We start from the raw sequence: 23,484 nt of genomic DNA, 5'->3' as shown, positions 1-23,484 counted from the left end.
CTCCTTTTATACTTTACATCCAGTGTGAAAGGAGCTAACATTATGCACAGATAGAGTATTCAACAAAGAGGAAATAAATGTATATTAAATGAGTGAAAATATTTTATACATACTCGTAAAATGACAAATAATGAGGTGATTCAAATGACGATCAGAAATAAGAAGTTAGCGAGCACAATGGTAAGTTTAGCAATACTGGGGAGTTCATTTGGAGGTGTATCCGCTGTTGCGGCGGAAAGTGTTACGGTTGCAGCTGTTCAGCAATCTCAGTACCAAGAGGTCAACGTCACCATTGACGGCAAACTCCAACAGTACCCTCAATCAGCGATCCTTCACGGAGGAAGCACTCTCGTTCCGTTAAGAGGGGTATTCGAAGCCCTCAACGCAGAAGTGAAGTGGGATAACCCAACGCAAACAGTTACGGCAACCAAAGGCGACACAACCATCGTTCTCACCATCGGCAACACCTACGCCCACATCAACGGTCAGAAGGTTGTCCTAGCCAAGGAAGCGATGGTCATCAACGGCTCAACAATGGTACCACTTCGCTTTGTAGCCGAAGCCCTCGGCGCAAAGGTCGAATGGAACAACACCACTCGCACCGCCATCATCACGCAAGGCAGTATCGATACAACCAACCCTAATAACGTTTCAAGGCTCATTGACATAAGAAACAGCTTAATGCCTATCGACCTAAGAAACGGTACAGAGATCCCTGCTCCTGAGGGAAAGTATAAGGAGATAATAACTGATTTCATCTCCTCCTTACATGAATCCCCTGAAGTCGGGGAGGACGGGAAGGATTTGACGAAAAGCAACCAAGGCGGCTCGGGGGCAATAGCTGCTGCAACACCTGATAACGGGATGGTATTAAAAAATTCAGGTGCTGTTGTTGACTTAAAGGACGATGATTTAGTTCGCACTTCAGGTCTTGATTCTCGAATAATCACGATAAGGGAGGCGAAGGAGACTGGAGTTTCTTTCGAGTTTAACAATAGAGATTTCTATTTCTATATCGGACAGTTTGACCTTAACCCCCTTCCATTATCGGAGTATATAGAGAGACAGGAAATACGGAGTAAAGGTATCGACGCCACCGAAACTAACAGACGACTCTACGGTAGCGCAAACCAGCGGGAGTACGAAACCGTCCTCAAACTAGCTAAAGAAGCTCTAGTCGACATCGATAGCATCGAAGTGCCAAAAGCTATGACGGATTACCTATACCATGGAGCAAGGGGTAAAGAAGGAACAGGACATGGATTTTATAATATGGAACTTAGAGGATTCCACAACCAACTTTCACCCCTGCTGGAAGCAGGAATCTCAGCTGACACTATCGTTCTCGACTACAAACTAAGAAGTTTAGTAGATCAATTGATTAAAAGAGTCCCTGAATCTTCCACACCTCGGAATCCTATCATAAGTGCCTACCAAGCAATGGTAGATGGAATTGGAAAAGGTGAACATTCAATTTTCTTAACAAGTCTTGTCTATGATTTGGCTGGAATCGAAACAAGGATCATTGAGGTTAGCAGTACATACGAAAATGGTGTATATTCATACTTATTTATTAAGCTGGATGACCAATGGATACGCGGCATGACACCAATAGGAAGTGATATTGAAACTTACAAAGAATCCATAGGAGGAAGCTTCAAGATATCCTACTAAATTAAAGATTGTTATTGTAAGCCCTAGACAGAGATTCTCTCTACAACCCTACAAAACCACCTAATCGTATAAACTGATTGGGTGGTTTTATTACTGTGACACGCAATGCATTGTCTAAATTAAACCAAATGTAGAATCTTCCGTACACACCTTCTTCGCCCGCTCTCTGACTGCTCTGCTGGGCTTAGGTATCATGCATCCAGCTGTGGTTGGGGGTTTATGTCTACTGGCGGTTGTGGGGGCTTACAGGGGCTAATTTACTGGGACGGTCATCTATAAGTTTTAAGTCCCGGTCGCCTATTCAGTTTCCTTGCCTGTCTCGCCGTCACAATCGGCTCTGGCATCGTGCATCGGGGTAGCGCCGGGGGTTTATGCCTACGGATGATTGCAGCGGCTTACAGGGGCTAAATTGGCGAGTGACTTACAGGAAATGGGTTTGGTGTGGGGAGCAAGCATTTTAGAGGTGGGGAACTAGATTGGGAGAAGTGCCAGAAACCCTTGCTACAAAGGGGTTTTGGGCATTTTGGACGGGGCGCTATAAAAACAACTATAAGAGTATTAAGTGCGGGTTCTTGCCTTCGGCAATCCCCCTTATTAAAAGACCCAGAAAAATATTAAAACCCCCAAATTCAATGGGAAAGGCTTATTAAGACTTAAAAGCTTAAAAGATTTAAATACAATAACCCATACAAGAACAACAAATAAAGTAACTCCAAATAGACAAAGCGAAAATTTTCCCGCCGCGCCACCACGGTTTTCCCTCGAGCCGCGAGAGTGGTATCTTCGCCCCGAAACCACCGTTTTCCGCGACGCAGTGGGCTTTTTGCCCAGTACTCCGCCAATGCCGGGGAGTGTATTGTCCGCACCGTTTGTGCCCCAAATCTGGGGTGCTCGCTGGTCAGTGGCATCATCCCGCAATCCAATAACTAGCCATCCTATAACCATTCCATAGCCGGTGCATAGCCCCGTCCTAGCCAATCCCCGCACCTAGCTTCTCCTTCCTAATCCGGGGTAACGATCACAATGTTCGAACCATCCCATTGCCATCATAAAGCCACCGTATAACCACCAGATAGCCATTCGAAAGCCGGTCATTCCCTCCTAGATCTGCATCCCTAACGAGTAGGAACCAATCAATCTCTTCCTACTATATATGCCGACTATCCCTAGCGGCGCTGAACAATTCCTTACTTTCCGCAAGAAGCGTCCCTCCTTTTCCGATCTGAACATCAAGATCATTTATATGTGTATGGCTTGCGACGAGTCCGGCATACGTAATTCTCCACCGTATGCGGACAGATCCATCTACCGTTTTACCGATCATGCCCCACGACTACAGCTATCAATCCACCGTTTGAACCACATGTGTCGATGATGCGAGTTAACGTCACGCTGTACAGGTAGTTTCCGCACGGAAAGTTTTTTATTTTCGATGGTTTATTCATTGCATTTGATGAGTTGCAAATTGAGAGGCGCTATATACAGTAGCTTTTGCACCAAGTGAACTTTCCGTTCAAACACAGCAAAAGCGACTCGTTCCTTGAAAACTCAAGAGCAACATGAAATGAAACCTATTCAAAGGAGGAAAATCAACATGGTCGAAAAGGCGCAAGAGAGAAAACCGATGTTTGTTCCGTCCCATCCGAACTTTCGGGACATGCTCCGAACGGTCAAAACGCGAAAGGGGTTAGCAATTCTGCTTCATCCTAGCGAACCGGGGTACGTCTGCCGCGATGGGCATTTGTACAAGGATGGTATTCAGTTGGACGTTGACGCAGTTCGCAAACTTGTTAATTTAAATCGCGAGATTCGAGATCCTTTAATGATGTACGGTATCTTCTCATTCTTCTACTTCAAAGGGGATATTCGAAACCGCAACTACATCGAGTGCCGAAAATCCGACCTTTACCAATTCCTTGAACTGAACAAAGGGGGTAAAGGCTACCCACTCCTAGAGACGCTAAAAAGCTACGAGTCTGTAATGGGCTGGGTTTCCGAGAAAGGGGTTTTCCCGCTGTTAAAGATCGAGCAGCTTCCTGACGGTCGCTTACGGCTCACCAGCGAGTACTTCCACCACGTACTAAATGCTTTGCTCGAAGAGTGCAACCTATCGTCCGAGTATGGCTACAAGTATCGACTGACGAGCATCCCCCTTGCCATCCTTAGCCAGCGAAGCAGGCAAGCGGCGCTGGTTGCCTTGGAGTTTGCTTACCTTTTGGAGACGATGAGCGACGGTAAGGGGCAACGGGAAATCTCGATCCGCGCACTTATGAACCGAGTGCCTAGTTTTGGAAAAGTGCTTCGAGATGAATCGAAGTCCATCTCGTACCGGAATCGTCATATGCGCAACATTCTGAAAAGGGCAGAAACCATATTGAAAAAAGTTAGCGATTTGAAAAGGAGATACCCGAAAATGGAGATTTACATCCCAAAGAAACTATCTGTCAGGGACGGTCAGTCGCTCGTCATATTATGGCGCAGCCCTCCTGCCAAGAAAGAAGGTGAATCGAAATGAACGTCAATCCAAGAGCGCATTGGTTTTATCGAGTTTGTGACATGCTTCAGGCACAGGCTGAAGGTAATCCAGCTTTCCCGCGCATCCCTCATGAAGTCTATCGTTCGCTTGACTCTAACGGTCGTAAGAATATCTTGCGACACCATATTAAGAAATTGCTAGATCTATGCGGAATTAATTATGCGTTTGGCGGGAACCTTCTTTGCTTTAATCACGATGATCGGAGACCCTCGATGGTTTTTAATATGGATCGCGGAAACTTTTATTGCTTTAGCTGTGCGGAAAGAGCTTGGGATATCTTCGAGATTGTGGGCATGCAGTTTCATCTCCGTCATTTTCAGCAGAAGCTCGCTAAAGTCGAGGAGATTTTTGTGGAACCGAAGCAAGAACGATTTCGTCCTTACCAGCCTGTTCAAACAGATCCGCAAGTTGTCGAACTACTCCTGCGGAGGGGTATCACGCGCGAAAGCATGTCGAAGTTCGGACTAAAGGTCTGGCGCTTGGAGGACGGTTCAAAGTATGTTGTTATCCCTTGCAAAGGTCGGTTCTTGGAACGCAAGAAGTTGGTTCAAGGCGCAAAGAATTACCCGATTTCCTATAAGGTTAAAGGGGTAGATTTGGAACTGTTCAACGGCTCTCGTTTAACTAAGCCGGGGGTAGTGTTCATCGTGGAATCCGCGCTTGACGCCATTTTACTTGAACAGGTAGGTTTTTCGTCTGTTGCGCTCAACGGCAAAATGCCCAAGGCTTTATCCAATGCGCTCTACGCAAAGCCGCTTCCTACTGGACTCTCTCTCATAATCCTAATGGATAACGATCCAGCAGGGCGGGATGCCACTCATGTGGTATGCAACGCAATCCAAAAATCCGGAGTTATTTTTCACCGCTTCGACTACGATGCGCCATCCGGCAGTCCACGGGCGTTTTTACACCATTATAAGGATGTTGGCGAAGCGATGGTTGCCGATACGGCGCAAACGGTTACCGCACTCGATGCTTTGGTTCGATGGGCAAAGCCTTAAAACAAAAGCTCTGCATCTTCAACGAGGTGCAGAGCTTTACTTGCTATTTGCATTCACGTACTTGAGCTTCAAGCAAGGGGGGGATGTCGAAGTTGATCCAAATCTGCTCCATTTGATAAAGACCATTCCGGGACATCTTCACACGCAAATTTTTCAGGTATATCTTCTTCCAACCAGCTTCTTCTAGCTGCACGTAACTGGAGTTATCTAAGCCGCTTAACGCTACTTTGCCGAGAGGAAGTTCGAGAAGCAACTCAACCAATAGGTCGTGTTTTTCTTTTTTCCAGTTTACCCTGTAATGCTTCTTACTTGCCATCGCTTCTGGATGATACGGCGGGTCAAGATAAATGAAACTTTTGCTCCAGTCGTAATCGGTCGTAAGAATGTTGAATACATCGTTATTGGTGACATCTATTCCCTTTAAGGTGCTATTAAACTCATGGAGTCTGTAAACACGATTTAAGTAGGTTTGTTGCTCAAGATGCTTTTTGTACACTTCTTGCAGACTCATTTCACTTTGCAGAATGGTAATATAGGCGCTAGCGGCAGCTGTAACAATATCATAGCTATCCTCACCCAATATACCTTTATCACACCGCTGTTTCGCTTCTTCGAAGACATCTTTGCCGATCCTTTTTTGGGCAAGGATTTTCTTTAATTGATAAAGTAGTTCAAAGTTGGAACAACAATAAAAGAGTGTAGCCATCCCGGTATCAATATCGTTGTAGACTCTTTTGTTTAGGTGTGTAAATGGGAGGTTGAGGAGCATACGCGCACCCCCACCGCAAAGCTCGTGGAACTCTTCCAATCCGTAACTTCTGATAGCATAGTCGATGAGGGGTACAATGTGTCCGATGAGTCCGGCTTTCCCTCCAACATAAGGAACGATGCCATCATTGTGTCCGATGTCGGGGTAATAAAAATTGGAATCCATCTTTGTTCTACTCATTTTTGGTATCTCCCCTCCGCAGCATTTGTTCAAGATTTCGTATCTTGATTAAATAGAATCGTTGCTTTCCCAGCGGTATCCATTTGTTGTAGCGTTCTTTCGATGGTTTTATGAGATAACCCAAGTCAACCCACGCTTCGCACAAATTTTGTAACCGATTCTTGTTTTCACTGTTTTGATCCCAATCCAAGAGTTTGTATAAAGTATCCGTGGTTACAGCAACGACATTTTGACCGTACGCTTTGGTGTTTAGAATCATGCCGAGATCATTCGGTTGGAATGTACCCGTACTGAGTAGGGGGTAATGATGGATTTGGCTCTGAATGTTTCCGTGGAGCTTTTCGTATAACTCTACCCCTTCTTCAAACTCAGCGCATGGATTCATCACAGCATAGATACTGGGAACCATAGTGATGCATCGATTCTTTTTCAATTCGTTAATATGCATCAGAAGATGATGGTATTGATTGATGTCCAGACCGCAATGCTGAATTAACTTTAGCTGCTTCTCCTTCGTATTGGTGAGGAGTTCAGATTCCAGTATGGTAATCGTAGGCTGATCCTCCGTCAGCTTGGACTGAAATTGTACGGCGAATACAGGGTTTGGTTCGTTCGGATAGTCGCCGTAGATCAGCTTGATGTTAACTTGTCCTGCAAGTTCTTGTTCGAATGTTTTAACCTCGCTACTAGATATCCCCCGTTTCTCTTGTTCAAACCGTTCTGATTTTTCCACTGCTCAATCATCCTTATCCTGTATATTCCCCCGCACAAGCAATTCCGAAGGCAGCTTCTACGCGAAGGTACAGGATATAGATCCAGTCATCGTTCATCTCCGAAAAAGATCATTCAACTCGATAGAAAAGATGTTAAGTCCATAGCATTATTTGAAAAACATTAGCCCGAAACTTCAGATCCGCAGAATGTAACAATAAACCGCATACTTGTAACATCAACTCATGCATCTATCGGTTGATTTAGCAGGAGGAATGTGAAAAACGGTGGACTTCCGTATGTGTAATTGAGGAATCTGCAACGGTTGATATTTTCAGAGAAATGCCATTTCGATTCAAGATAAGGCAATGGATGAGGAAAATCTTCATGACTCAGACGCCGCTTGGGCATGACGCTCCGTCTAAAATCCAGTCGTTGTTATTACAGGAGAAAGCCATCCAAGCTGTGAACGAGATCGATCATTCGCAAGTACGGTGGGTATGCCTTGAAGCAGAAAACCATCCGTTCTTCTGGTAGCAGTAATCGTGTTTCTCACAGACAACTTGGTTCTGGGGTAATTGGCGATCCGCCTGCCTTTATTAGAAAGGTTTGTGCAGAGTCCGAATCTTAGTTCGTTGCGGAACCAATCTGCGATTCGTAGGACAAGCGAATATATTCAAGTGAATAGTATCATTGCCATAAAAATCTGAAAGGTGGTTTTGCAATGAGAAAGCCCAATGCCCTTGAAGCGTTAGCTTACGCCCTTCATTCTGCTGGTCGAAAAGGAACGCTCACTTCGGAGAAGTTGGATGTGCTGGCGAGACTGGAGGCGCATGTTCTCGGAATCGATTGGCGCAAAGACGGCGCGTTACTACCGGTTGTTAAATTGGCACTAATGGGAAAATCTACACAGGATATCACGGAACAACTGGACATGGATTTGGATGAGGTGGAGCGCATGTTGTTTCGCACAAATCAGCAGTTACATGGGAAGTTTACGGTGGCGCTTGCCCATTACTTTGCCGGAGATTATCCTCCAGCCCTTCATGCCTTGAGTGAGCTGGGGTACTCCGATTTTCGTTTTTTACCCGCCGAGGTTTACCAGCGATATAGCCCTAAACGAGGTCAGATCGATCTAGAAGAGTGCGAGACAGAACTTCGCTTCTTGGCTTCGTTAAGTCTAGCCCGATTGCATCGAGAGACTGAGCCAAAACGCGAGAAGGTAGAACATTTGCTGGCATTATTTCATTCGGTCGATCCGCGGGACAGATCGGAGCGAGCACAGCTTTTCACCGCTCTGGATGAACTGCTGTCTGGTCTTTACGTATCGCCTTCCCACCAAAACGTGAGCAGCACTTGTATTCAATTCACGGGTGATGAGCCTTATAGCCGTCATTGAAGAAGAAAGTAAATTTTGGACATTAGCAGCGGGACGTTGACTGGTACTCGAGGTTCGCTATGCTCCGCACTGTATTCTCTTCGCTCTCGGCAACCCTCTGCTCGGGGTATAGCGAATCTAATTTTTCATTATTTAGACTCTTTGATCCTAATCAGAGTAGAAACATGAGGCTGATCTATATCGATGTGAATGTTGCTCGGATCTAGCATAAGGAAACAAGCATCGAGCGACTGACAACTTTAGGAGGTGCAACAAGCCATGTCAATCCATCTTCATCCTTGTGATTATCGGGGTATTCAACAAGTATCCGTCCAAGGACGGGTCGAAACTCGATTTTCGGATGCCGCCCTTACAAACATGGAGCATATGCAACTTATGGGAAAAATCGATTTGCATGCTCCGCTCCAGTTCATTCCCTTGCGAGTAGCGGCTCAGAAACAGGTTGAGTTTCTACGGGAACAGGGGGAACGCGTTCCCGATAGTTGCGCCAGATTTCAGTTAACCCCTGTTCTAAATCAGTATTTGCTTTGCTCATCGATTGTGGTGGTAGGGAATGCAAGTGGGGAGCTTAGTTGGGTCACGAAATCAGAGGCAGCCTTGCGAGGTTTATTCCCAGAATTGGCATCCGAACAGCAGCAGAAAGGAATTACACGCCAACTAGCGGAAGCGACTCCAAGTTATTCAGAGATCGTGGATGGGCGATTTGCGGTGATTCGTATAACCGCTTCGGAGGAGGGGTATTCGATTGATAAGGTATCCATTTCGGTGGAAGCAAAACTGATTCCCTACTTCATCCTCCATACCTTCCGTGCGAAACTCATCCGTTATCTTCGAAACGAGAAGGTCGTCATCTCTTTCAAGCAAGGCAAGGGAATCCACAAGATCCTTACCACTTTGCGCCCTAAACTTTTGGTTTCGCAGTTCGGAGTGGATTCGAATCGTGCCGACAATTTCTTTCCGAGAGATTGGCACAGGGGCAGAGCGAAACTGGGTTACCTGAGCTTACCGAATATGGAGATTGGGAAGTTTCAATCCATTCCGCTTCATAAAGTCGTTCACATCAGCGATCCAAGATCGTAACCGTTTCTAGCAAGAAGTATACCCTCCGAGCATTGGGGGGTATTATTTTTTGACGTTTTTGGGATACGGATCGTTCCGTTTGAAATAAAAGTGTGTTAATGTTACCCGATAATCTTCGTAGTTAATTTTGCTTTAACAATGATCGCGGCTTCTGTATTTTAGCCAATTTACTTCTGCTTCTTCGGCATTTTTCCGTTTTCACCTAACGAATGTTGAGGAATGTTAATTTTACAGCTTTGCTGTTGCTGGTGAAATCTATTAACGTTTACGGGATGTTCTCCGGTTCATCCTTTTGGGAGTGCTTATGTAGCATCGCCTTCATTTCCCGCTCGATCATCTTGATCCCGAAAACTATAATTTTGGTGGCTTGAAAGTATAGCTGTCTTTCGAGGCTGTCCGGGACTGAAAATCCCCGATTTTCAGTCCCAATTGCTTTCCCAATTCCAAACCCATCACTTCGTCCCTCAAACGATCATTGCGGCACGAGTTATCACCGGCTTTCTGATCACGACGATGTTACTTCCAAGACTGATCTATATTCAGCATCACGGTTAGGGAGGTCATGCGAATATGGAAAACAGTAACGGCAAGACATTCGGTTATGTCCGGGTAAGTACAACTGAGCAGAACCCGGATCGGCAATATGACATGTTGAAGGGAAGATTTTCGCTTGCGGAAGAAGACATTTTCATGGATGCCATGACGGGTGACCGCAATGCGTACCTCAAGCGCGAAAACTTCCAGCATCTCCTACGGCAACTTCGCCCCGGCGATACGGTGGTTGTGGAATCTCTATCACGCCTATCTCGGTCATCGCAGGATTTGCTTGCTCTTTTGTCGGTTTGGCAGGAGAAGGGGATTAATCTGGTCAGTTGTAAAGAGAACATCGACATGAGTACGGTAACGGGCAGACTGGTTGTGGCGATACTTGCTGCCCTTGCAGAGTTCGAGAGGGAGAATCTGCGTGAGCGAATTCGCGAAGGTTTACAGAGTGCTAGACTGCGTGGTCGTGTCGGCGGTCGCCCGAAGACTGACAAGAAGTCGCTCGACAAAGCGATCCGGTTGTACGAAGCCAAGTCTCACCCCATTTCGGAAATTTGTCAAATCTGCGGGGTCACCAAATCGGTGTTGTACCGGGAGCTTAAGAAGCGCCGCGAGAGAACCGAATCAATTTCTGCTGAAACTTGATAGGAAGATTCGATCAGCATCCAACGTTTGGGAGCATCGCTATAACAGGCGAAGCTCCCTTCCCTTTTGGTGAAGCTTCTCGCGGCTTCCCATTTTTATGCTTTGCTTCAAGATCGCCCATCACCGTTTCACAATGGTTCTTTTTGTTCCAAGCCACCAATTTACGTTTTGGCAGGTTCTATAATTTTGAAGGTTAAGGAACGCCTTCCCGAGTGGTTAATGGCGATTGGAGGCTTAGGTGCGAATTTTTTTCGTCGGAAGCACGTTTTCCACGAAAATCTGGCAACGTTGATGTCTTAAATCGTTCGTTCTGCTGTCTTATTTCCGCAAAACTTTTTTAATTTTCATACGAGTTGAGATACTTTTGCGGAGTTGAAATTAGACGCCACTTATATCGGTCACGCAGCACGCAATGTGCGCGAATCCGATACGAGGTGAGAGCAATGCAAAAGAGAAATAACAATTTTAGCAAACTATCTGTGGAGCGGCATTTTTGTTCAACGGGTTCTATCACTTTCGAGGGTATCATCAAAAGTATAATTGAAGAAACAGTGGAAAAGTACGCAAACTCAAGTTATCATGACGAACAGGTAAATGTGGCTATTCCTGTTAGAGGGGGTAGTCAGCATTGAGGGCAGCAATTGTCAGACGTGTCTCAACACTGAAAGAAGTGCAAGAAAATTCATTGCAGAACCAAAAGGATTTCTTCGAAGACTACGTTCAGTCAAAGGGGTGGGATATCGCCGAAATATACACTGAGACTGAAACGGGAACAAAATTTAGCCGCAAAGAGATGAATCGCCTTATTGCCGATGCAAAGGCGAAAAAGTTCGACATTATCTTGGCTAAAGAATTGTCCCGGCTCGCTCGGAATCAGCGGCTGGCGCTGGAGATTAAAGAAGTCATTGAAAAACATGGAATTCATCTAGTCACCTTGGACGGAGCTATTGATACTACCACTGGAAATACTCATATGTTCGGTTTGTTCGCTTGGATATATGAACAAGAGGCACAGCGTACTAGTGAACGGATTAAAATGGCTCTGGAGACCAAGGCAAAAAAGGGGCTTTACAAAGGCTCAAATCCTCCATACGGCTATGTAGTACGGGAAGGAAGGTTGTATGTTAGTGACGATGGCTCTTCTGAGATAGTGGAGCGTATTTTCCAGAGCTACCTTGGGGGGAAAGGCTTTGATGCCATTGCCCGAGAGTTATTTGAAGAAGGGGTTCCGACTCCTTCAATGATTGCGGGTAAGAAAAATCAAACGATTTATTGGCACGGTTCATCAGTTCGTAAAATTCTTGAGAATCCGCATTATACAGGGGATATGGTACAGGGTCGACAAAGTACGATCAGTGTTACAAATAAATCCCGCAAGGAAAAGCCGAAAACGGAGTTTATTGTTGTAAAAAACACGCATGAATCAATCATTTCAGGAGAGGTATTCGAATCCGTGCAGCAATTAATCGCCTTCAATCGAAAGAAGTCCATCGACAACCCTGATGTATGCAGCAGACCGCATCAGAATGTGCATCTCTTTACAGGGGTAATCTTTTGCCCGGATTGCGGTAGCGGCTTTCACTATAAGCGGAACGGCGCATGCTACATATGTGGTCGGAGTGACAAGCTGGGCGATAAAGCTTGTTCCAAACACCGCATAAGGGAAGATGCACTGGTTGCAATTATCAGATGGGACTTGCAAAGACTTTCCAAGCTATTGGATGATCAATCGTTTTATAATACTGTAAAGGATAAGTTCGTTAAGGCAAAGAGCAAACTTGAGAAAGAGCTGAAAGCATGCGCAGGAAAAATTGAAAATATCAAAAACCTGAAGAGTAAGGCTCTTTCAAAGTACCTCGAGGAGTCAATCACCAAATCTGACTATGACGATTACATAGCGGCACAAGATGCAGAAATTCAAAAGTTATTGCATAATAAAGAAAAGCTTGATTCTGCAATTTCTGCATCGGTAGACGTCGATGTGTTGGGCAAAATTAAAGGAATTGTAGCAAGTTCCTTGGAATTTCAAGAGATCAATCGCGAAGTGATCAATCGATTTATTGAGAAAATCGAAGTTACTGCGGACGGGAATGTTAAATTGTATTATCGTTTCGCGGGCACGTCAAAAATTCTTAATGAACTAATGACTGATGTGAATTAATGTAAATAAACCGCTCGTTTATCGGGCGGTAATATTTTAAAGTATTGCGCTACACTCGGCACCCGACACATGTGGAGTGTGTGGTGTTGTTGGTTAGGAATGACAGATAATTGAGGTATACTGACGTGTAAAAAGCAATGAAGCGGGTGAGTCCCGCATTTTATAAGACAGGTTGGAGGACGGCTTTATAAGCCGTCTTTTTTATGTTCCATTAAGAGTCTGATAGTAAAGAAATATCAGGTTCTGCTTTCCCTTTCTCCATGCAGTAAGAAGGACGTCCACTACACTATTACAAGAACAAGAAAGGACACTCGATAATATCGAGCATCCTTACGGCCCCCCTCCCAACCGCTATAGCTTCGCTCTTATTAAGAAACGATGCGAATTGGTCTTAATCCCCTTCTCGGTCTGATTCTCCTTTATAAACTGTTGGAGGATGTGAAAATCAGCCTCAGTCTGTCCAAAGCCAGGAATGATGGGTGTATGCTTTAGTAAAAATATCAGGTCTTCAGCCGTTTGGTAATATTCATTCACGTTATATTCAAACGACTGAATGTCGCTAAACCCGGCTCTACTTAGCGCATCCAGATAGGTTTGTTTTAATGTGCCGGGTGTGGTTCCCCATGCCTGGCCTCTGCCGAACGCTTCTTTAATATTGATTTTATCGTTTTCGCTTACTTGCTGGGTTAGGAATGTACCGCCGTTCACTATAACCTTAGCGACCTCTGTCGCGGAAAATTCTGAATGTCTGCAGGAGACAATATCAAAAAAGCGATGCGGAAATTCCAGATGCTCTGCGTCCATCTTGAAGAAGCGGACGTTCGATTTGCCTGATTTCGCAACATTTCTAGTTGCCTTTTCAATCATGCCAGCTGATCGGTCAATCCCGATGAGCAGCCATGCGGATTCAGCAATGGATAAGATCGCTTCCCCGCCGCCAGTGCCAATGTCCAGCAATATGTCCGATTTCTTGCAGACATTTGTGACTTCTCGGTACAAATCCCAAGGTGCATCTTCCGTTACGCATTTCACTCGGCTGAAATCCCAGCCATTCCTCCTGCCGACTTTATCATAAAACGTTCTGTAATCCGATGGATTCAATTTTACTCCACCTTTCAATGAGGATAAAATAGGGACTGTATCATGCAATGCTTTAGCTTCATGAGATCAAAAGGGCAGACTTCTCCCTTGATGGCTGGTACGCGTTTTGTCCAGCCCGAAAGCTAAATATCTCGAACGATACGGAAAGTCATCCACGACACCTCATTTGAAAGATTGATTCCATTATAGTTCGAAGAGAGCTGCTCACTCAACTCAGTAAAAGCAGTTTGGACAGAGATGTGGCAATGTTACGTGCTGTTTAGGCATACCTCAACATACGTTATCTATATCGATATCATGTTGGCCAAGATGGGTTAAGTGAACCCGCGGAAAGGGAGTGGATCATGATGATTCGTAAACCAACGGCAGATGAGCATGCGGAGTGTATCAAGCTTTTGTATATGTCCGGAAAGAATATCTTCCGTTATTTTTTTATCGTTAGAGAGCCTGAGATTTATAACTGCATCGAGGTGTTCTATACCAAGCCGGATGTCCTGTTCAGCCGTGAGAATATGCTTGTGAAGATCGAGAATGAGAAGGTATGCGGACTACTTCTCTCTGTGCCTACTATAGATATGGAGCAGATGGACAAAAACATGATGAAATACGGGAGAGAGCTGTTTCAGACAGCTGGCTTTACCAATGCCATCAAAATGATGTTTCGTTCCGGACTGCAAAAGTATTTGACCGTCATGAATAAGGAGGACGAATATTATATCTCCAACCTGGCTGTGTTCGAGGAGTGCAGAGGCAGAGGCTTCGGGGTAGAATTGCTAAGGAAAGCGGAGGAGCTGGCCAGAGAAGCGGGATATCATAAGCTGGTATTAACCGTGGAGTTTCAGAATCGTGAGGCGAAGAGGATATATGAAAAGTTCGGGTTACGTCAGACGGATCAAGTCGAGCTCCCGAAGAAATACCACAAGTATGGGCTGGACGGCTTTTATAAGATGGAGAAGGTGCTAAACGAATAGCTTGGGGACCATTGTGACGCCCATGCTAATCGAATTGTTGGAGCAGGATATAAAGTTATTGAGCGTAGCTGAGCGCGATATAAATTCTATTTTATGCAGCTTATATCGTTCGTGTTATCGTCATAATAATTATTCGATGGTATAATCTACTAATAAAGAAAAAGTACAATTGTGTTATATGACTACAGGCGGTGGAAAATGAGAATTTCACATAACCTTCCTGCACTTAATACTTTACATAGGTTAAACCAGAATCATAGATCGACATCCAATTCATTAGCGAAATTATCTTCCGGACGACGTATCAATAAAGCCGCAGATGATGCGGCAGGCTTGGCGATATCCGAAAAGATGAGGTCTCAAATTCGTGGATTGAATCAAGCGGAGAGAAATATTCAGGATGGTATCTCCTTAATTCAAACAGCGGAAGGCGGATTACAAGAAATCACGGATATTATAAAAAGACAGCGAGAATTAATAGTTCGTGGCTTAAATGATACACTTACCGATAACGATCGACAGAAGATTGATCAAGAGCTCCGTCAGCTGACGGAGGAAATTAACAGTATCTCTGAAAAAACGCAGTTTAATACGATAGGTTTGTTGTCGGTCGACCATGTCATATTCGCTGATCGTTCAAGCAGCAATATTGATGTATCAGTGAGTAACCCGTCGCCAGCAACCTCGGTACAGACCATTGTGGAATACAAACCAAAAGGCACCCTCCCGGAAGAAAGGCATTTAGTAAGAAGCACTGACACAACGGATACTAACCATTCTTACTCGAATACAAATAGTACAGCATCCATCGTTTTGCCGGATGGAAGAGAAGGATATAATGAGCGCAACGTTGATATTCTAACAACGACGAAGACAGATACCAATGTCAGTGTGTATGAAACATTGACCCCTACAGACGATCCGGAATTTGAAAAAAACCAAATCATTTACTCGGTAGGAAGGAATGATACTATTTTCGGACCGAAAGGGTTTGGAAATGCCTATGGTTCGCTGCTCGAATATATTGAAGTGAACGGAAATTCGAGAGAATTAATATATACTTCTCGTAGTAACCCGGGTACTGTTCCGGCCTGGGATTTTATGCGGTTTCCCAACACTGATATATCGATTACGAGGTATAGGACAGTAACAGCTGACAATTCCATGGAGATTACTTATGTGATAACTAATGGAGATTCGTCTGATGCCAATATTAAACTTCAGAATATGGTTAACCCTCCTTCGAATTCGACGATTACCGATGGTGGTGGAAATCCTATAGCTTCTGGAACTCAGATTACAACCCCGCCAAGCACGTTTCATATGACGGGTACGGATGCTAATGCTGACATCATATTTAATGATGCGCTTGGGCTCCCGCCAACAGAAATTAGCGTAGACAATCCGACATCAGGACAGCCTAGAATTAATTTTGATTGGGATCTGTCCGTCCCTCAAGGTGGAAGTATAACACTTGGATTCCATTACGGCCCGTTCTCGCTGAATGTTGATGTGTTTGAACGAACGCGAGAAACTGTTGTGACGCAGCAAATTGAAACTACGGTCTTAACGGACATCACAGATATTGACTACACGACTAAAACGCTTGACATCCAAGCCGGGGCTAATGAAGGTGAAGTAATCTCAATCCCTCTATTTAATGTGAGTTCGCAAAAATTGGGGATTGCAGACTTGGGCGTATCTCCACCTGCCATACCAGAGAAAGCATTAGCTCAAGCAGATGGAGCGATTGAAAGGATTTTAAATTATAGAGGGTTGTATGGTGCTATGCAAAATCGTTTGGAACACACGATGAATAATGTGGGAAATGTGGCTCTTAATATGACAGCAGCCGAATCTCGCATACGAGATGCAGACATGGCTAAAGAAATGACAAGTCTGACGAAAACAAACCTGTTAACTCAATCGGCTCAAGCGATGTTGGCACAGGCCAATCAGCATCCCCAAGCGGTCCTCCAGTTATTGAAATCTTAATCTTACATTCGTCCCATATACATAAAGGAGAGGCGATGGGCACTCTTAAGGTCAACCAAGAACTTCTGGTGCACCTATTGTTGTAAGAGCTTATAGATGGCTCTGCCACTAAACCTATTGAAAGTTGAACCCAACTGAGAACCACCGAAGCACGCTTTGCTTGCGCATCCTTGCGCATGCAGAGCGTTTTTTTTATCCTCCGCCACGTACCCTCCTCTACCCTCTTTGGTCACTTTCCGCTCTCTGCCCATCTGCTTCGTTGTTGCTGTCCTAACAACGCCGGTTCGTTGGCAGGAACGCCGGCTGGCATTGTTCAAGGACGCTGCTTTTTTCGTATAATGAATGAAATACGGTCATGAATAGAGGTGGAGACGATGAACGGATTTCGTATAGCAGCAAAACAGGGGCATATTGAGATTCAGCTGGAAGAAGTGTATGGCTTCCCTGAAGCGACCAGCCATTTTGGTGGATATGACGCCAAGGCCAGCGTGGAGATTAAGAGCGGGAAATATTCGGTGAAAGGGGAAATGTACGTCACGACCGGAGAGATCTCCCTCTTCTATGATCAGTTAAAAGCTTGCTATCAGCGCCTGGGCGGTGAAGTGGAGTTTACCAATTATGATGTCAGCCTGGAGATGAAATTGACCTTTAATGCCCAAGGGCAGGTGCTCATCACGGGCAGGTTCAAGGAGCGTCCTGATCAGGACAATGAATTGCTGTTTGAAATGGAGAGCGACCAGAGCTATATGATATCTGCCCTGGAGGATATGGAACAGATTGTGCGGCAGTATGGCGGGATGGAGGGGAAGCGGGGAGGATAGGGATGGACTTGGCTATCCCCGCTTATGGAATGCAGGGGCAGTGCTCCTCCTTGCCTCTCACGGTCTGATAATTTCGATTGGCCGTTTGCTGCGTGATAGATAGACAAACATTGCGATTTGTATGAGAAGTGGGATCAGAGAGAGATCAATGAAAATAAACAATGCGGGAGAAATAATACCCGCTATGATAACCAACCAACGTTTAGCCCCTTGCCTTACATTGTCAGTTTTCAATAGAGAGAGCATGCTGATAATAAACGTTGTTGAAACCAACAGTGTTATTCCCAAGGCTAAATAGTTTAATCTTATCCATAAGTTATCACCCTGACTCCAAACCATAGCAATGATCCAAATCATTATTATGAGTGCAATAGATAAAATTATAGGCCAAAATGGGGCGCACAATCTTCTGATATAGTTGATCATATCCGCGCCTTCTTGGTCATCGATGATGATATCCAACTGGCGTTTGAGCTTGTCCACTTCGTTCACGATTAATGCTTGGAGAGAGCTGAGAACGGCTGAGTCGAACGCCTTGTAGTAATCTCGGATGATGGTGCGCTGCATATCAGATAGGTAAGGTCCGCATTCTCCGATCAAGGTGAACATGTGCTGTCTGCTCTGTTCATTATTCAGATGCAATGTGCTAGCGATGCTTGTCTCAAGTTTCGTAAATAGTCCCAGCTTCAACTGTACAGTTCTGAGTTTGTCCTGCTCCTTGCTGTCAATCATCGATTTGAACTGTTTATACATCCAGACAAGAATTGTACCGATAATTGAAATTAAAAGGGTCTCTGTCGTATTCGCTTTAATGAATGCAGCCAAATCCGCCCACATAGCTATTTCTCGCTCCTTAGTCCTGATTGAAATAGTTCTTTGGAATTATTCGCCAAACGAACGGATTCTCCTCTATAATCTAGCATGATATGTGAGCGGCGTTCTTGAACAGTGCGTGCGCATTGGGATGGCGAAGGAATCCACCATTGAATATTCACAAATATATCTTTTCGGCTTCTGATTCTATAGAAAAGGGGAAGGATCATAGATGGGCAGACCGGAAATGAACGTGGCTCTCGTGTGCGGGCCGGATTGTGATATGGAAACCCAGGCGGTTCGTGCTTCGCTGGAGTATTTTGGAGCCAGAGTATTTACATATTGGGTGGGAAGGCCCCATGATTTGATTTCGGTATTGACGGGTGAAGACCTCTATCCGGATACCGATATGATTCTCCTCAATTTTCATGGTGACGAGGGGAAATTGATCATGCCCGAATTGGACGAAAGTATCTATGAAGACGGGGAACCGCACGGAGATTTTGGACCTGGTGAAATCAAGCGATTTGCCATGCTTCATGGAAAAACTGTGATCGCCAGCGGCTGCACACTGGGAGACCCGGCAACAGCCAAGGCGTTTATGGAGTCCGGGTGCCTAGCTTATATCGGCCCGGATGATTATCCGGATGGGAGCATGGCGCTTATGTTTGTCATTCGCTTCTTCTATGAAATGATTCACCACAAGAAGGATATAAAAGAAGCCTTCCATTTGGCCCGTGCGGTGGACGAGGATATGTCGATGTATCGATTGTATCAATGAACATGGCGCTCATATTTTAGTTCTAAATAGGAACATTTGTTTGCTTTTATATGGGATATTATAGTATGCTAATGATAGGTGGGAGAATATGGATCGCGGAGGCGTTGTGTATGGCTGTTAAGAAGAAGGAAGTATTGGACGAGTTCTCAAGCTTTGTACCTTGGGTCGAGAGTCTTAAGCAATCGGCTGAAGACGTATGGCGGAAGCCGATAGCCGAAGGCAAGTGGTCGCTTCGGGAGATTCTAACCCACATCATGCACTGGGATAAGAATAGCCTGGAAGTGATGGTTCCCCGCATGGACGAGGGGGCGGTGTTGTTATTCGTTGATATCGAGGAGCATAATCGGGAAGCTGAGGTCGTGGCGCAGTCCTACGATTGTCTAGAGAACCTCATTGACGACGTGGTGGAGACGCGCAAGAAGCTGCTTGAATTATTAGAGGAAAGATACGAGGATGACTTGAAACTAACCATCGACAACGAAGAGTATACATATAAGAGATTTGTAGACATCTTCATTCATCATGATGCGCATCATAGACAGCAGGTCGAAGCTTTTTTAAAGCAGGAGAGGCAAGTCTAATGGCATAATGGCCGTATCCTTACCTGGGTTATACATACGATGAACATCTATTCACAACGATATATAGAGCCTTTCACCTCCAGAAGTGGGAGAAAGGCTCTTGTTTATTGTATATGCTTCATGAGGTCAGATTATCTCCACGCACTCAACCGCTCGGTTCTGTGAACGAAGGAGGAGGACATGGACTTCATTCGGGCGTTGAGCAGCAGCTGCCTGCCCTCCAGGTTACGAGTGAACCTCACCTCGGCCTGGCCTACGAGAAGGTTCCATTGCCGGCAGAACAATTCGGCATTCTCCTTGTTGCGTCCAATCCATTGCGGTACTGCATGATAATCCTCCCGGTTAATCGGGCCGAGCTTGGACTTGCGAAGCAGCAGATAACGCGGGTTCTCAATCGGATCGAACAGCTCCCGGACCGCATCCAGAAACAGAGTCTGCTCATAGGTGGTCCCGCCCTCAAGCCAGCAGTATACGTAGCCGTTAGAATCACGGTCTGTCTGTACGGTCACTTCTTTCCGGGTCTTTATCAGGTTTATCTGGGTCAGAGTGAGGAGCAGAGCCTCTCCAACATGCTTCATGTTGTCCTCGACCGTCCCGTTGCGGATAAACAGGCGGATTGCTTTGAATGTATAAGGCAGCGCCGCTAATATACCAATGATGGCTGCAAATGTGATGAAACCGAGAAAGGCTTTGGACGACCCCTGGACCCCACCGTTGATTCCACTTAACAGCCGGGAAAAGGTCACCACTCCGATCAATCCTGCCTGAATAAGCAGCGCTCGCAGCGTGTTTATCCATACAAAAGGCTTCGGCATCACCTCGGCTTCCATCCTGATCTCCTCAACCATTCTTCCATTCTGACCACGGGCTATCGCGCGATCCCAACGCTCTTGTAGGTGCTTACGTTCTCCCGCAAGTGTCAGCATGATGTCGTTCATTCGCTGGATGCTGTCCTCTTGAAAAGGCGGCGGCTCCAGTGCCATTCGGTCTATGCCGTTCTCGATGGCATTTCCTTTATTCGACAGTCCAACAAATGTCTTGAATCTGCGGGCCAGGGTGTTCATATCATAATCGTACTCCTGGCCATGCAGCCGGGGTTCGGTGCAGACCAGGTGCCAGATGGTGGATGTTTTGCCGGGGTTCCCCGGCTGGGTCCGGATCGCTCTTCCTCTCATCTGGTTGGACAGCATGAAGCTGCCGACATAAGAGGCCAGAATCAAGGAGTTAATGCAAGGGGCATCCCAGCCCTCACCCAGCAGCGCAGTTGTTCCGGTCAAGACATGGATCTCCCCGCGGCTGAACAGCTCGGTTATCATGCTGACTGTGAGCTGGTTCGTTTTCCCCTGCAAGCGGAGCACGGCGTAATTAGGGTCATGCGGCAGCTGGTGATGCGTGTATGTTCCCGGAGCGCCTCTCTCTTGCCATATGACATCCAATACCGGCAAAGCACTTGTTGGGAGAATGACGATGGAGCCGGTTAACACACCTAACCTGAGGTCCGGTGTTTGGCCGCGCCTGAGCTTCTCAAATATCGGAATGACGCCCAGTCGATTCAGCGGCTTCTCATCATCTGCGCTTGTAGGAAGATCCGGAAGCCGGATATAGTCGGTCAGCACCACCATCCGCAGCTCTTCATGCAGGTTCTGTCGTTCAAACTGAACAATGTCCTGAATGCTCTGCAGCTTGGAGACACTGCCCACAAGCAGGCGGTCCAGCTTCCGGTTCGATTGCAGATATACCTTCCTTCTCTCCACGGCGCCCATGCGCTGCAGCCACGTCCGAATTTCTTGGATGACTTCCTGGTCTTCTTGTCGCTTGGATATCAGGTTGTCCTGGAATATAACGCCGTTCAGCAGCTCTTCCAGCCATTCCAGAGTCAGACTCGGGATCGATTTCGGGTCTGCGCCCAGAACGTGGAGCAGTGGCTTCCACTGCGAACTTCCCGCTTCTTTTAGAAAAATAACGATACTCGAAAAATAGCCCGGTCGCGATAAAATGGCTTCCATATGGTCGGTGGTCGATCGAACCCACGGGTGCTGCTCTACCATCCGCAGGAACGCGGAATTCTCCAGAAGCTTGCTCCGAACCGCATGGGCTTCTCGCTGGAAAGCATGGATTCGCTTTCGCTCTTCTGCAGCAGGTGAAGAGAAATAAATATAATCCTGATGGGGGCATAGATCCCCTTCACGAACCAGCTCGGGCACGCTAATCTCTAGGTCAATTGGGCCGCACAATTCGATATACTTCTGCCACTCGGCAGGGGACACATCGTAAGGCGGAGTGGCGGTCAATGCAACCAGATTAGGGCGCGTGAGCCGATCGCGGAAAGCCATGGTGCTTCGCCACCACTCAGCACGCAGATGGTGGGCTTCATCGAGCACAAGGGTTTCATAACCAACCTGCCTCAAGACAGCCTCTATATCAACCGCCCTGCCGGATACCGATGAAGCTTCCGCTGGAGAATTCGGCCAGTCCACTGATGCGCTTCCAGCTGTTTCGCCGCCATGTTCGATGGATGAATGGCCGCCTTCTTCAGACATGTCCTCCTCGGGCAGCTGCTCATCGAGGAGTTCATCCATTTCTCCCTCCACACTGTCCACTCCGGTTACGTCATACTCGAACCCGTCCTCGTCTCCAGTTGAGCCGTTCTGCGAAACCAGGCTGTGAAGAGCTTGATACGTGGTGACTGTCAGGAATTTAGGATTGCGCAAATCACCGGAAATCCAATCCGGCGTTTCCTGCTCCTGCATAAACAGCTTCACTAACCGGTCAATCCATTGCTCCTTAATGGTGATCGTCGGTGCTAGAATTAATGTTGGCTTATTCAGCCGCCTTATGATTTCGAGTCCAACCACGGTTTTGCCTGATCCCGGAGGTGCCACAAGATGAAAATGACGATTGCTCAAATAGCGGTCAAGCTGGTCCAGCACCTTCTGCTGATAGCTTCTCCAGGGATAGATAAAAGCGAGATTTGCTGGGAATGATTTCATAATGGCATCCTTTCTATGGTGGGTATGCTGTTTACATTTTACCAGAATGCAGCCTATCATGTTGAGGAATACCAGCTTCCCTGGTGCGAACCCCAAGCGCACATGAAATCCCTGGGAGGTTCGCACCCCGCGTCCCGCAAGGGGTTCAGCCGATTTGGTAGAAAATAGGGGGAGGTTATAGTATGCTAAAAAGGAGGTTCGCACTTTTGAACTTATAAAGCCTTGTACAACAATGGGTTATAAGGTGTGCTGTCGCACTCTATACGGGTGCGTGGATTGAAATGGTGCGTTCGTGTTGAATATCGCTTGTTGGCGCAAGAGTCGCACTCTATACGGGTGCGTGGATTGAAATTGTTTTGCAGGCACAACAATCTCGTAATTCCCGCCGGGTCGCACTCTATACGGGTGCGTGGATTGAAATTCCGCACGCTGAGTACGCTGACTCTACCTCCATGTCGCACTCTATACGGGTGCGTGGATTGAAATGCGTCTCCAATTCGGCCAGCACGCGCGGCATGATAGTCGCACTCTATACGGGTGCGTGGATTGAAATCGTGACGTTAACGTAGAAAGCGCGCATATCCGGCAGGTCGCACTCTATACGGGTGCGTGGATTGAAATGATGCCCTCAACAAGATCGCATGGGAAGATGACAACGTCGCACTCTATACGGGTGCGTGGATTGAAATCTAGCTGTGATATGGCTGCTGTTTATCATCCGTGTCGCACTCT

17 protein-coding genes and 1 CRISPR repeat array (1 of these 18 running past the window's edge) are annotated in these 23,484 nt (G+C 46.2%); of the genes, 12 read left to right on the top strand and 5 right to left on the bottom strand.

From position 1 onward, the window contains the following. Nucleotides 1–144 precede the first annotated feature (144 nt). The 3 genes from CHH67_RS12165 (at nt 145) to CHH67_RS12150 (ending at nt 5,211) form a co-directional block, all read left to right on the top strand. Nucleotides 145–1,674: a stalk domain-containing protein gene (locus CHH67_RS12165; RefSeq protein ID WP_179292109.1), complete on the top strand. Its 1,530-nt coding sequence runs from the start codon at nt 145–147 to the stop codon at nt 1,672–1,674. Between the two features lie 1,594 nt (nt 1,675–3,268). Continuing rightward, a complete protein-coding gene (locus CHH67_RS12155; protein ID WP_095265456.1) occupies nt 3,269–4,189 on the top strand; it encodes a hypothetical protein in 921 nt (306 codons plus the stop codon). Next, nucleotides 4,186–5,211, top strand: coding sequence for a toprim domain-containing protein (locus tag CHH67_RS12150; protein ID WP_095265455.1), 1,026 nt, complete (start codon nt 4,186–4,188; stop codon nt 5,209–5,211). The genes CHH67_RS12155 and CHH67_RS12150 overlap by 4 nt, the downstream gene beginning before the upstream one ends. Before the next feature lie 43 nt (nt 5,212–5,254). On the opposite strand, the gene CHH67_RS12145 is transcribed toward CHH67_RS12150, so the two are convergent. After that, nucleotides 5,255–6,160 (bottom strand): DNA adenine methylase, encoded by a 906-nt coding sequence (locus CHH67_RS12145; protein ID WP_095265454.1) that lies wholly within the window; start codon nt 6,158–6,160, stop codon nt 5,255–5,257. Next, on the bottom strand, nt 6,153–6,893 hold the full coding sequence (locus CHH67_RS12140) for a hypothetical protein (RefSeq protein ID WP_095265453.1): 741 nt from the start codon (nt 6,891–6,893) through the stop codon (nt 6,153–6,155). Before CHH67_RS12140 ends, CHH67_RS12145 begins: the two co-directional genes overlap by 8 nt. A gap of 702 nt (nt 6,894–7,595) precedes the next feature. On the opposite strand from CHH67_RS12140, the gene CHH67_RS12135 reads away from it, so the two are divergent. The 4 genes from CHH67_RS12135 (at nt 7,596) to CHH67_RS12120 (ending at nt 12,699) form a co-directional block, all read left to right on the top strand. Beyond that, nucleotides 7,596–8,270 (top strand): hypothetical protein, encoded by a 675-nt coding sequence (locus CHH67_RS12135; protein WP_095265452.1) that lies wholly within the window; start codon nt 7,596–7,598, stop codon nt 8,268–8,270. 258 nt (nt 8,271–8,528) lie between these two features. Continuing rightward, nucleotides 8,529–9,350: a hypothetical protein gene (locus CHH67_RS12130; RefSeq protein ID WP_095265451.1), complete on the top strand. Its 822-nt coding sequence runs from the start codon at nt 8,529–8,531 to the stop codon at nt 9,348–9,350. Between the two features lie 570 nt (nt 9,351–9,920). Next, nucleotides 9,921–10,538, top strand: a complete 618-nt coding sequence (locus CHH67_RS12125; RefSeq protein ID WP_095265450.1) for a recombinase family protein — start codon at nt 9,921–9,923, stop codon at nt 10,536–10,538. A gap of 628 nt (nt 10,539–11,166) precedes the next feature. Next, a complete protein-coding gene (locus CHH67_RS12120) occupies nt 11,167–12,699 on the top strand; it encodes a recombinase family protein (RefSeq protein ID WP_218832017.1) in 1,533 nt (510 codons plus the stop codon). Nucleotides 12,700–13,050: 351 nt separating this feature from the next. On the opposite strand, the gene CHH67_RS12115 is transcribed toward CHH67_RS12120, so the two are convergent. Next, nucleotides 13,051–13,800, bottom strand: a complete 750-nt coding sequence (locus tag CHH67_RS12115; protein ID WP_095265449.1) for a class I SAM-dependent methyltransferase — start codon at nt 13,798–13,800, stop codon at nt 13,051–13,053. 401 nt (nt 13,801–14,201) lie between these two features. On the opposite strand from CHH67_RS12115, the gene CHH67_RS12110 reads away from it, so the two are divergent. From CHH67_RS12110 to CHH67_RS12100, 3 genes are all read left to right on the top strand, one after another. Beyond that, entirely contained in the window at nt 14,202–14,771 is a 570-nt protein-coding gene (locus CHH67_RS12110; protein ID WP_176475464.1) for a GNAT family N-acetyltransferase, read from the top strand. 198 nt (nt 14,772–14,969) lie between these two features. Then, the gene (locus CHH67_RS27050; RefSeq protein WP_095265447.1) at nt 14,970–16,766 is read left to right on the top strand and encodes a flagellin N-terminal helical domain-containing protein; all 1,797 of its coding nucleotides are present in this window, start codon (nt 14,970–14,972) and stop codon (nt 16,764–16,766) included. 374 nt (nt 16,767–17,140) lie between these two features. Then, nucleotides 17,141–17,587 carry a WapI family immunity protein gene (locus CHH67_RS12100; RefSeq protein WP_095265446.1) on the top strand — a complete coding sequence of 149 codons (447 nt, stop codon included), beginning with the start codon at nt 17,141–17,143 and terminating at the stop codon, nt 17,585–17,587. A gap of 57 nt (nt 17,588–17,644) precedes the next feature. Here the strand turns inward: CHH67_RS12100 and CHH67_RS12095 are convergent, their stop codons facing one another. After that, a complete protein-coding gene (locus tag CHH67_RS12095; protein WP_095265445.1) occupies nt 17,645–18,424 on the bottom strand; it encodes a hypothetical protein in 780 nt (259 codons plus the stop codon). Nucleotides 18,425–18,632: 208 nt separating this feature from the next. Between CHH67_RS12095 and CHH67_RS12090 the strand changes: the two genes are divergently transcribed. After that, nucleotides 18,633–19,181 carry a delta-aminolevulinic acid dehydratase gene (locus CHH67_RS12090; RefSeq protein ID WP_095265444.1) on the top strand — a complete coding sequence of 183 codons (549 nt, stop codon included), beginning with the start codon at nt 18,633–18,635 and terminating at the stop codon, nt 19,179–19,181. A gap of 110 nt (nt 19,182–19,291) precedes the next feature. Continuing rightward, nucleotides 19,292–19,762 (top strand): DinB family protein, encoded by a 471-nt coding sequence (locus tag CHH67_RS12085; protein WP_095265443.1) that lies wholly within the window; start codon nt 19,292–19,294, stop codon nt 19,760–19,762. Between the two features lie 131 nt (nt 19,763–19,893). Here CHH67_RS12085 and CHH67_RS12080 read toward each other — a convergent pair whose 3' ends face one another. Beyond that, nucleotides 19,894–22,752, bottom strand: coding sequence for a DEAD/DEAH box helicase family protein (locus tag CHH67_RS12080; RefSeq protein ID WP_179292108.1), 2,859 nt, complete (start codon nt 22,750–22,752; stop codon nt 19,894–19,896). Between the two features lie 251 nt (nt 22,753–23,003). Continuing rightward, a CRISPR array of direct repeats spans nt 23,004–23,484; the repeat unit is 32 nt; unit sequence GTCGCACTCTATACGGGTGCGTGGATTGAAAT; it runs 428 nt beyond the window's last position.

It is taken from the genome of Paenibacillus campinasensis, from assembly GCF_002272015.1.
Lineage (GTDB): Bacteria > Bacillota > Bacilli > Paenibacillales > Paenibacillaceae > Paenibacillus_AQ > Paenibacillus_AQ campinasensis.
This window is presented reverse-complemented; position numbering and strand designations above follow the sequence as displayed.

What these genes read in the sequence shown, in the direction of transcription:
- CHH67_RS12130 (WP_095265451.1), top strand. Translation starts at nt 8,529, where the DNA reads ATGTCAATCCATCTTCATCCTTGTGATTATCGGGGTATTCAACAAGTA.
- CHH67_RS12080 (WP_179292108.1), bottom strand. Translation starts at nt 22,752, where the DNA reads ATGAAATCATTCCCAGCAAATCTCGCTTTTATCTATCCCTGGAGAAGC.
- CHH67_RS12095 (WP_095265445.1), bottom strand. Translation starts at nt 18,424, where the DNA reads ATGTGGGCGGATTTGGCTGCATTCATTAAAGCGAATACGACAGAGACC.
- CHH67_RS12145 (WP_095265454.1), bottom strand. Translation starts at nt 6,160, where the DNA reads ATGAGTAGAACAAAGATGGATTCCAATTTTTATTACCCCGACATCGGA.
- CHH67_RS12150 (WP_095265455.1), top strand. Translation starts at nt 4,186, where the DNA reads ATGAACGTCAATCCAAGAGCGCATTGGTTTTATCGAGTTTGTGACATG.
- CHH67_RS12155 (WP_095265456.1), top strand. Translation starts at nt 3,269, where the DNA reads ATGGTCGAAAAGGCGCAAGAGAGAAAACCGATGTTTGTTCCGTCCCAT.
- CHH67_RS12125 (WP_095265450.1), top strand. Translation starts at nt 9,921, where the DNA reads ATGGAAAACAGTAACGGCAAGACATTCGGTTATGTCCGGGTAAGTACA.
- CHH67_RS12110 (WP_176475464.1), top strand. Translation starts at nt 14,202, where the DNA reads ATGTCCGGAAAGAATATCTTCCGTTATTTTTTTATCGTTAGAGAGCCT.
- CHH67_RS12085 (WP_095265443.1), top strand. Translation starts at nt 19,292, where the DNA reads ATGGCTGTTAAGAAGAAGGAAGTATTGGACGAGTTCTCAAGCTTTGTA.
- CHH67_RS27050 (WP_095265447.1), top strand. Translation starts at nt 14,970, where the DNA reads ATGAGAATTTCACATAACCTTCCTGCACTTAATACTTTACATAGGTTA.
- CHH67_RS12100 (WP_095265446.1), top strand. Translation starts at nt 17,141, where the DNA reads ATGAACGGATTTCGTATAGCAGCAAAACAGGGGCATATTGAGATTCAG.
- CHH67_RS12090 (WP_095265444.1), top strand. Translation starts at nt 18,633, where the DNA reads ATGGGCAGACCGGAAATGAACGTGGCTCTCGTGTGCGGGCCGGATTGT.
- CHH67_RS12135 (WP_095265452.1), top strand. Translation starts at nt 7,596, where the DNA reads ATGAGAAAGCCCAATGCCCTTGAAGCGTTAGCTTACGCCCTTCATTCT.
- CHH67_RS12165 (WP_179292109.1), top strand. Translation starts at nt 145, where the DNA reads ATGACGATCAGAAATAAGAAGTTAGCGAGCACAATGGTAAGTTTAGCA.